Genomic DNA, 1,185 nt, shown 5'->3' with positions numbered 1-1,185 from the left:
TAGTGCCGCATCAAGCAACGTTGGGTAGGTAATCCGGTCGGCGGATCTTGGAGTTGACGGCGAAGTGACGCTTTGGGTGGCAGTGGCGGTTGCGCCAGCGCAGGTAGCCGGCGATGGCGGCCTCTTGGGCGGCGTGGCTGGGGTAGTCGCTGCCGTCGAGGGTGAAGTAGCGGACCGCGGTGAACTCGCATTCGATCCAGTTCAGCCAGGAGGCGTTGGTGGGTGTGTAGACCAGCTCGATCCCGTTGGCCGCGCACCACGCGGTGACCTCGGCCTTGCCGTGTGGTCCGTAGTTGTCGCAGACCAGGTAGAGCTTCCCGGCCGGGAAGCGTCGGCGTAGCTGTTTGCAGAAGTCGAGGAACTGGGGCCAGCGTTTGCGGTCACGGAACCGGTAGAACATCTGCCCGGTGGCGAGGTCGAGTGCGGCGAACATGTGCCGGATGCCCTTGGTGCGGGTGTAGGTCGCGCGCAGGCGGGCCGGTCGGCCGCGAGGGAACCAGCCGCGACCGGGACGGGGCTGCAGGTTCAGCGGCCCGAACTCATCGACGCAGATCACCCGTCCGTCCGTGGGTGGTCGGTCATACAGGTCGAGGATGCGAGTCTTCTTGGCCACGAAGTCCGGGGCTTTGCTGGCTTTCCAGGTCTTCGTCGCCTGCCAGGACACGCCTTCCTTGCGCAGGATCTGCCGGACGGTCTCGGTGCTCGCCCTGATCCACGCGTGCTCGGCTAAATACTCGACCAGTTTGGTCAGGCTCCAGGTGGTGAACGGCAACCCAAGCTCAGCGGGCTGGCAGGCGGCGATGCGGCAGATCTGATCCCGGGCGGCCGGCCCGAACTTAGCTGGGCGGCCGCCCCTCCATTTTGGGGACAACGCCGCGAACCCGGAGTCGTTGAACGCGTGGATCACCTCCCGCACATACCCCTCGCTCGCGGCGAACATCGCTGCGATCTCGCCCGCGGACCGGCCTTGGGTCGAGGCCAGCACGATCCCGGACCGTCGCAGCCGCACCCGATCCCGGGTCGACCTCGTGATCTTGACCAGCCGCTGGGCCTCTTCGGGCTCCAACGACCGCGCGAACACCTCCGGCGCACGTGCCATGACTCACCTCCACTGGCAAGCCTCGCGCTCACCCGCCCGGATGTCCACGCGACACGGTTACCACGTCAACGTTCCTTGAAGAGGCA

General features: G+C 66.5%; 1 protein-coding gene. It reads right to left on the bottom strand.

Going from position 1 to position 1,185, the window contains the following annotated elements:
- Positions 1-10: 10 nt before the first annotated feature.
- On the bottom strand, positions 11-1,099 hold the full coding sequence (locus tag BMZ92_RS36675; protein WP_091517287.1) for an IS630 family transposase: 1,089 nt from the start codon (positions 1,097-1,099) through the stop codon (positions 11-13).
- Positions 1,100-1,185 lie beyond the last annotated feature (86 nt).

Source organism: Amycolatopsis sacchari, assembly GCF_900114035.1.
Lineage (GTDB): Bacteria > Actinomycetota > Actinomycetes > Mycobacteriales > Pseudonocardiaceae > Amycolatopsis_E > Amycolatopsis_E sacchari.
The sequence above is the reverse complement of the archived record's forward strand: the minus strand, read 5'-3'. Positions and strand labels throughout refer to the sequence as shown.